6 protein-coding genes are annotated in these 7810 nt (G+C 58.8%); all 6 read left to right on the forward strand.

Annotation, left to right across the window (positions count from 1 at the left end; genetic code table 11):
• The first annotated feature begins 130 nt into the window (after positions 1-130).
• The 6 genes from FJ398_09165 (at position 131) to FJ398_09190 (ending at position 7504) form a co-directional block, all read left to right on the forward strand.
• The gene (locus FJ398_09165; protein MBM3838119.1) at positions 131-2635 is read left to right on the forward strand and encodes a hypothetical protein; all 2505 of its coding nucleotides are present in this window, start codon (positions 131-133) and stop codon (positions 2633-2635) included.
• A gap of 115 nt (positions 2636-2750) precedes the next feature.
• On the forward strand, positions 2751-3608 hold the full coding sequence (locus tag FJ398_09170; protein MBM3838120.1) for a Ku protein: 858 nt from the start codon (positions 2751-2753) through the stop codon (positions 3606-3608).
• A gap of 48 nt (positions 3609-3656) precedes the next feature.
• On the forward strand, positions 3657-4286 hold the full coding sequence (locus FJ398_09175; GenBank protein MBM3838121.1) for a tetratricopeptide repeat protein: 630 nt from the start codon (positions 3657-3659) through the stop codon (positions 4284-4286).
• A gap of 62 nt (positions 4287-4348) precedes the next feature.
• A complete protein-coding gene (locus tag FJ398_09180) occupies positions 4349-5614 on the forward strand; it encodes an MFS transporter (GenBank protein MBM3838122.1) in 1266 nt (421 codons plus the stop codon).
• Between the two features lie 5 nt (positions 5615-5619).
• Positions 5620-6378, forward strand: a complete 759-nt coding sequence (locus tag FJ398_09185; GenBank protein MBM3838123.1) for a phosphocholine cytidylyltransferase family protein — start codon at positions 5620-5622, stop codon at positions 6376-6378.
• A 34-nt stretch (positions 6379-6412) separates the two neighbouring features.
• A complete protein-coding gene (locus FJ398_09190) occupies positions 6413-7504 on the forward strand; it encodes a cobalamin-independent methionine synthase II family protein (protein MBM3838124.1) in 1092 nt (363 codons plus the stop codon).
• Positions 7505-7810: the final 306 nt, after the last annotated feature.

The following is a 7810-nucleotide window of genomic DNA, read 5'->3' on the forward strand; positions in this document are numbered from 1 at the left end:
GCTTATAGCGCACAGCATCTCTTGCTGCAACCACATCCTCCGATCTCTTGGCACAACAGAATTGCTGGCTCACGGGCCTGATCCCCTCTATCTTTTGGAATTCACAACCAACGACGAAACACTGCGCTCCATGCCCTCACGCACCTCCCAAATCGTCCAGGTTGGCAAACGGAAGCTGGAGCTTTCGAATCTCACCAAGGTTCTCTATCCCGACGTCCGGATCGTCAAAGCGCAGCTCATTGAGTACTACCTCAAGATTGCGCCGACAATTCTGGCTCATGTGAAAGGACGGCCGCTTTCTTTGGTGCGCTACCCGGACGGCATCAGCGGGGAATCGTTCTTTCAAAAGAACCGGCCCGAATGGGCGCCGGACTGGCTGGAGCACGTGACGCTCGGCGAGGAGAAAAAAGACTACGTCATCGCCACCGAAGGAGCTTCGCTGGTCTGGCTGGCGAATCTGGCGTGCATTGAATTGCACCAGATGCATGCGCGAGCCCCGCATTTCGACAAACCGGACTACATCGCCTACGATTTCGATCCGCCGGAGACCTTCCAATTTCCGGACGTGGCGGAACTCGCGCTGGAATTCAAAGAACATCTGGAAAGTTTCGGTTACCATCCGTTTGTCAAAACGACGGGGCGCAAAGGCCTGCACGTCCTGACGCCGATCGAGCCGAAGTGGGAATTTCAGAAAGCCTTTGCAGCCGCGAAGGCAGCCGCTCAACCGTTCGTGGAATCGCATCCATCCTCGCTGACCTTGCAGATCAAGAAGGAGTATCGGAAAGGCAAAGTGCTGCTGGATATTTACCGGAACCGTCCATCGCAGACGATCGTGGCTGCATACAGCGTGCGCGGATTGCCCGGCGCGACGGTTTCAACTCCGCTGCCCTGGGAAGAACTGGCATCGCTGGAGAGTCCAAAGGCGTTCGATCTCCAGGGCGTTCCGCAACGCGTCCGGCAAAACGGCGATCCCTGGGAGGCGTTTGCGGCATACGCAACGCCGATTCACACGGAGAGGAAAAGCGCGAGGCCTTCCAACGCAAGCGGCGTTGTCACTCTCTTCCCGCGAGGCACGAGCGGGGAGAGAGCCGGAGAGAGGGGATTTGCGAACCAGCTTCCCTCCTCTCCCCGGCTCTCTCCTCCCGCGGCGGGAAGAGAGGGAGAAGCTAATTCGCGACAGAGTGAAGGGCGTGCTCGACACCAGAAAACGCCGGAGCAGCTTGAGAGTTATTCCAGGAAACGTCGCTTCGGCAAAACACCGGAACCGCGGCCGGAAGGGATGCAGGGAGGCGGGCTGGAAGCCTGCCCTACGTTGAACATCGGGGAAGGAAACGCATTTGTGGTTCACCGGCATCATGCCTCGCGGCTGCACTATGATTTGCGTTTGGAACAAGATGGCGTGCTTAAATCGTGGGCCGTTCCGAAAGGTCTGCCGCCCAGGCCCGGCATCAGGCGGCTGGCGGTCAATGTGGAGGATCACCCACTCGAGTACGTGAATTTCGAGGGTGCGATTCCCCAAGGTGAGTACGGCGGCGGGATGATGTGGAAGTTCGCGCAAGGGCGATACGAAATTACCAAACAGAAGAAGGACGGATTCTATTTCCGTCTCCAATCGCGCGAACTCAACGCCGAATATCGCGCGCATCATACCAAGGAAAACCAGTGGCTGCTGGAGCGCGTCGATCCGCCGCAGATCGATTGGCTCCGCGATCCAGTTGAACCCATGCTGGCGCGCGCCGCCGAGCAACCGCCCGATTCACCCGACTATCTATACGAAGTCAAGTGGGACGGCATTCGCGCCCTGATTGCCCTGGACGAAGGCGAAGTGAGCATTCACGGGCGCAACGGTCTGGATCTGACGAAGCAGTTCCCCGAATTGGTGATTCCCGAACTGGCGTTCCGCGCCACCTCCGGATTATTCGACGGAGAGATTGTCTGTCTCGAAGCCGATGGCCGGCCCAGCTTCCGAGACGTGATCCATCGCATGCAGCAAAACGCTGAGGGGGCGATTGAACGCGCCAGAGCCAGGCATCCCGCCGTGTGTTACGTCTTCGATTGCCTGTACCTCGATGGCCGCGCGATCGTGAATGAGCCGCTGACCCGGCGCCGCGAGTGGCTTCAGGACGCCCTTAAGAAAGACACCCCCTACCGCGTCAGCGAAAGCGTCGAGGAAGGCGGGCCTTTCTTCGAGGCCGTCAAGGAAATGGGACTGGAAGGCATCATGGCCAAGCAGCGCCACAGCGCGTATTTCCCCGGAAGACGCAGCGAGGCCTGGTTCAAGATCAAAACGCGGCAGACGATCGAGTGCGTGATCGTCGGTTACACGCGAGGCCAGGGCGATCGCGAATCCACTTTCGGCGCGCTACACTTGGCCCAGGCAAACGGCGACGAACTGAAATACCTGGGAAAAGTCGGCACCGGGTTCGACGATCAGTCGATGAAGGCGGTTGCGGCTGAGCTGCGACAACTCCCGACCATCAAGAGGCCCGTCAAAGAAAAACCGCTGGATGACGCGCGGTCGATCTGGGTGGAACCGAAGCTCATGTGCGAAGTGGAATTTGCTTCGGTGACCAAAGACGGTCTGTTGCGCGAAGCCGTATTCGTGAGGCTGAGGCCGGACTTGCACTTTCATTAGCCAAAAAGAGCTTGCGCGCAGCTCGGACTATCAGTATTAGGCTAGTCCCTTGGACAGTTTCGTCGGCCTGTTTAACGCATGAACGCAAAACATTGTAACTGACACGAGGTGAATTATGAGATCGATCTGGAAAGGTCATATTCGGTTTTCACTGGTTACCATTCCGATCCGCATTTACAACGCGGTCGATACCGAGGAAACGATCCGGTTCAATCAGTTGCACAAGGAAGACAACGGCGCCGTCGGCTACGAGAAGAAATGCAAGAAATGCGGCAAGGCGCTCACCGCCGAAGAAATCGTCAAAGGCTATCAGTTCGAGCCGGAACAGTACGTGATCGTCTCCTCGGAGGACCTTGAGAAGATCAAACTCAAGAGCACGAAAGTGATTGAGATCGAAGGCTTCATTGACGCCGGCGAGGTCCACGCGACGCTCTACGATTCGCCCTATTTCGCTGGCCCGGATGGAGTGGTCGCGGCCAAGACCTATTCGCTGTTGACCCAGGCGTTGAAGGCGAGCGGGAAAGTCGGCATCGGCAAGGTCGTTCTGCGAGACCGCGAGGAAGTGGTGATGATTTCGCCTTTGGATGGCGGGCTGGTGCTCTACAAGCTGCGGAATCCGCAAGAGCTCCGGAAAATGGACACCGTGCCGCAGATCGAGCAAAAGGAAGTGAACAAGGATGAATTGAAGCTTTCGATCAGTTTGGTCGACTCCATGACCTCCAGTCTGAAGGAACTGGATCTGGCAGATCACTATCGCGACGCCTTGCGTGAGATGATTGAAGCGAAGATCGCCGGTCAGGAAGTGGTCAGCGTGCCGGAAGAGGAAAAGCCTGTCGTGGATATCATGACTGCGCTGAAGCAAAGCATCGAACGGACGAAGGCGCAGAAGAAGCCGATGGAAAAGGCCAAAGGCGCCAAGAAGGAAGAAGTCGAAGTGGCGCCGGCTAAGCCGCGGAAACAAAAAGTTGCCTGATCTTACCCGTCTGGACACCCGCCTTCCCGGGGTACGGATGGGCATGCAATGGCCGAGATTCTCAAATTTCCCCCGCCCGCGTCGAAGCTCGGATACAAGCGCGTTCGGAAGCGCCCCCGGGCCGCGGAAGATCCGGATCAACTGCATTTGTTCCTCCCGCCGACGGCGCAAATCCTGAGTTTTGCGCCGGAGTCCAGCCGGTTTGAACAAGCTCTGGCGCTGGACGAACGCGGGGATGCGCGGGCGGCTGAGTTCTATGGGCAGGCTATTGAGGAGCAAGACTGCGTCGCCGACGCCTACTGCAACCTGGGCATTATCGAATCGCAAAAGGGAAGCACCGCCAGGGCCTTTGACTGTTTTACGACCTGCCTGAAACACAACCCGCGCCATGCCGAGGCGCACTACAATCTTGGGAATCTCTATTTCGAGGTGAACGATTTCCGTCTGGCGCAAGTTCATTACGAAATGGCCGCGGAGGTGGAGCCTGCGTTTGCCAACGTGTATTTCAACCTGGCGCTGGTGCTGGCCATCAACAACGACCTGGCCGCCGCCATCAAGGCGCTTACTCGGTATCAGCAACTGGTTTCCGAAGCGGAAGCACGCAAGGCGGACGAACTGTTGCACAACCTGAAGCGATCGCTGGCCGCCGCCCAGAATTCCCGTTTGGGAACGACATGATCGAAGCCTGCGGCGACGAAATCGCATCGACAGCCGTTTGACCAGCCGGGCATGATGCCGCCGTGCAACTTCAGGAGCGCCTGCCGCAAAATGCCGCTCTGCCTCGCGAGGCGGGCGTGCTCTGGGTTTTGTGGCTCACTTACGGTTCGTTTTATTTTTGCCGCAACAATCTGGCGGTGGCGCTGCCCGGGATGCAATCTGAACTCGGCTTCACCAAGGCGCAGCTCGGCACGATTCTGATGTCGCTGAAGCTGGCGTACGGCGTCGGCCAGTTCATCAACGGCCAGCTCGCGGAACGAATTTCCCCCCGAAAACTTCTCGGCGTGGGCATGGTGTCCTCGGCTATTCTGAACGTGCTCTTTGGGTTCGGCACGGCGTTCTACTTCTTGCTCTTCGTCTGGGCTGCCAACGGTTACGTCCAGGCGCTGGGCTGGCCGCCGACGATGCGCGTGGCCGCCAACTGGTTCCCTGCGACGCGGCGTGGCCGTGCCATCGGGATCATCGGAACGGGATATCAATTGTGCGGGGCCCTCACGTTTGTCGTGGCGGGCTGGGCGGCGGAGCATTTTGGTTGGCAGGGCGCGCTCTACGTGCCTGCGGTGCTCTTGCTGGCTTCCGGCCTGCATATGTTTCTGTTGCTGGAAGAAAAACCTGTGGACCCGGATTCATTGCAACCCGGTGCAGCTTCGGTTTCGTCGCGAAATGGAAAAACCGTGTCGATTACCCGGAACATCCTCGACACGTTATTGAATCCGGCGCTCTGGCTGGTCGCTCTCGCTTTGTGTCTGCTTGACGCTTGCCGATACGGCTTCACGGATTGGGGTGTGACGCACCTCAAAGAGGTCCAATCGGCCTCGGTCAGCAGCGCGGCCTTCAAATACGCAGTGTTGCCCTTCGGCGGCATCATCGGCGCCTACGTTTCCGGTTGGGCGACGGACCGTTTTTGTGGAGGGCGTCGCGCGCCGGTCATTTGCGTGCTGCTGCTCTTGCTCGGAGTGCTCGCCGTATCATATCACTACGTGGCCGCGACGAGTTTGGTCTTGTCGGTGGCAGTCTTGTTCCTGGTTGGCTTTTGCGTCTTTGGGCCTCAAATATTGCTGGTGGGCACGTTTCCCATTGATTTGGCTCGGCACGGGACTGCGGCGGCAGCGGTTGGATTTGTAAATTTCATGGGTTACATGGGGGCGGCGGCCGGGGACAAAGTGACCGGACATTTGGTCGATGAACATGGCTGGAAAATCGCCGTATTTTTCTGGGCGGGTTGCGCGTTTGCCGGCGCCGCGGCCATTGCTCTGTTATGGAATGCCACGGCCCGCCAGGATAAATAGAACGCATGAGAGCCATCATCATTGGAGCGGGACGAGGCCGGCGTTTGATGCCCACGACGTCCGATTCGCCAAAATGCTTCGCCGAAGTCCAGGGCCAGCGGCTTTTAGACTGGAACTTGCAAGCGCTGGCGGCGTCCGGCCTGACCGACATCTGCTTCATCGGCGGATATCAGATCGATAAGGTGCGGGCGGGTTATCCCCGATTCACATTTCGCCACAACACCACCTGGGAGACGAACAACATTCTGGCTTCGCTGATGTATGCCGAGGATTTGATGGACGAGCCGTTTGTGTGCTGTTACGCGGACATCCTTTTCACGGCCGACGTCGTGCGGCGGCTGTTGGCCAATCCGGAGCCCATTGCGCTTTCGGTCGATACCCAATGGCTCGACCGCTACCAACATCGAACGCAACATCCGCCCAACGACGCGGAAAAGGTGACCGCGCAGAACGGACGCATCACGCGCATCCATCGGGAAATTGACCCCGCTGCGGCCCATGGCGAGTACACTGGCATCGCCAAATTCACCGCGGCTGGGGCGGGGTTGCTCACAGAGCATTACCGCCGGTGCCGGACTCAGTTTGCCGGTCAACCTTTTCGTGAGGCGCCCGTTCTTGAGAAGGCTTACCTGATCCACCTGTTTCAGGAGATGATCGAGGCGGGCATTCCCATGGCCCACGCCGACACGCCTGGGAACTACATGGAAGTCGATACGCAACAGGATTTCGAGCTGGCTCAGAAGTATTGGAAAGGCGGTCCGTGAGGGCGTGATCCAGTTCAATTCGGAGATCCGGCCAATGAAATCCGTTCTCTTCCCCACGTCCGTCGTCGGCTCCATGCCGCGTTCGGACTTCGTCAAAGACCTGATCGCGAATGAAGCCGCTTTGGCGCCGGAGGAATACGCCCGGCGCATGGATGCTGCGGTGCGCTACATCGTCGCGGTGCAAGAACAGGCCGGTCTGGATGTCCTGACCGACGGCGAGTGGCGGCGCAAATCCTACATTGGGGTGATCGCGGAGCTGGCCCACGGCTTTGAGTTGAGCACCAATCCTCAGGATGGCCGGCCCTGGACGATTGTCGTGGAGAAACTCGCGCCCAAGAAGCCGGGCTTTATTGCGCAGGAAATGCAATTCGTTCGCTCTCTCACGCGCCGCCAGATCAAGGCTACTTTGCCATCGCCTGCCCTGCTCGGAGAACGCATGTGGGATGCGGGGAAGTCCTCCAAGGCGTATCCACGGCGCGAAGATTTTGTCCAGGACTGCGTGCCCGTGCTGCGGCGCGAACTGGAATTGTTGTTGAAAGCCGGCGCGGACATCATCCAGATCGATGATCCGCACCTCTGCCTGTTCGTGACGCCGGAGGTTCGCGCGCAATACAAGTACGCGGACCAGGCTGCGGATTTTGCCGTGGACGCGACCAACCAGGTTGTGGAGGGAGTCAAAGGCGCGCGCCTGGCGGTTCATCTTTGCCGCCGCGCCGGAGCGCGCGTCCGGGGCGAAGCGCAGCACCAGGGCGGGTTCGAGCGCATCCTTCCGCAATTGAACAAACTTCAGGTCCAGCACTTGACCCTGGAGTTCACCGCGCCGGGCGCCGGAGATTTTGACGTGCTCCGGAAACTGCGCGAGGATTTCGAGATTGGCCTGGGTTGCGTGGACGTCACACCGGGGAGAATCGATTCACCGGAAGTCATTGCCGACCGGGTGCGACAGGCGCTTCGTCACATCGCGCCGGAGAGAATCACGCTCAATCCCGACTGCGGGTTCGCGCCCGGCTCCGGAGCCAACGTGTCCATCGACGAGGCCTACCGGAAACTCTGCCACGAAGTGGCGGCGGCAAAACTCCTCCGGGAGGATTTTGAAGGCCGCGGCTACGATTCAGTTCGGAGGTAGGGCTGGGCTGCCGCGCAGCCGCGATTTCAAGCGACTCCAGCAAACATCCTGATCTCAAGCAGAGGCACGGTTCTGTGACCGAAGTCCGGGAACTGACCAAAAAACCACGACTGAAGCCTGCCAAGCAGCGGCTGAGCGGCAGCGCAGCTCTACCAGGAATTGAATGGAATCGTTCCGGCTACCCCGACTTTCGCAATTGACCCCTGTTTTTGGAAATTTTTTGAGAGTTCACCTTGGAATTTCCTCGGAAACTCGAAGTTTTTGCTCCGATTTCGCCGTGTAGTGCAGACCTACCCTCTTCCCCTG

Source organism: Verrucomicrobiota bacterium (genome assembly GCA_016871535.1).
Taxonomy (GTDB): domain Bacteria; phylum Verrucomicrobiota; class Verrucomicrobiia; order Limisphaerales; family SIBE01; genus VHCZ01.

Bases quoted from the DNA above. Each gene is read 5' to 3' on its own strand.
- FJ398_09165 (MBM3838119.1), top strand. From the start codon at position 131: ATGCCCTCACGCACCTCCCAAATCGTCCAGGTTGGCAAACGGAAGCTG.
- FJ398_09170 (MBM3838120.1), top strand. From the start codon at position 2,751: ATGAGATCGATCTGGAAAGGTCATATTCGGTTTTCACTGGTTACCATT.
- FJ398_09175 (MBM3838121.1), top strand. From the start codon at position 3,657: ATGGCCGAGATTCTCAAATTTCCCCCGCCCGCGTCGAAGCTCGGATAC.
- FJ398_09185 (MBM3838123.1), top strand. From the start codon at position 5,620: ATGAGAGCCATCATCATTGGAGCGGGACGAGGCCGGCGTTTGATGCCC.
- FJ398_09190 (MBM3838124.1), top strand. From the start codon at position 6,413: ATGAAATCCGTTCTCTTCCCCACGTCCGTCGTCGGCTCCATGCCGCGT.